The sequence below is a fragment of the Streptomyces macrolidinus genome (genome assembly GCF_023887685.1).
Classification (GTDB): domain Bacteria; phylum Actinomycetota; class Actinomycetes; order Streptomycetales; family Streptomycetaceae; genus Streptomyces; species Streptomyces macrolidinus.
Genome location: NZ_JAMWMR010000125.1, coordinates 1 through 293, shown reverse-complemented (window position 1 = coordinate 293; position 293 = coordinate 1). Strand labels below are relative to the sequence as shown.

The window sequence follows — 293 nt, the reverse complement described above, 5'->3', positions numbered from 1 at the left end:
GAACAGGAACGCCCGACCACCGGACACCGCGCTCCCGACGACCACACCCCCCTGCGGCTCCCCAGCCGCCAACGACAGCAAACCCTCCCGCAGTTCGGCCTCACCACCAGCCACCACCACCGCACGGTGCTCCAGCACCGAACGCGTCGTCGCCAATGAGAAGCCCAGCCCGGCCACGTCCTTCTCGGCTTCCGCCTCCACGTGCTGCAGCAACCGTGCCGCCTGAGCCCGCAACGCCACCTCGGTCTTCGCCGAGACCAGCACCGGCACGCCGCCCTGCGGCGATCCCGATG

The 293-nt window shown here is 71.0% G+C and carries 1 protein-coding gene; it reads right to left on the bottom strand.

Going from position 1 to position 293, the window contains the following annotated elements; genetic code table 11:
- A partial coding sequence (locus tag NGF19_RS30515; RefSeq protein ID WP_252429192.1) for a CurL C-terminal domain-containing protein occupies positions 1-293 on the bottom strand: 293 nt, incomplete at both ends.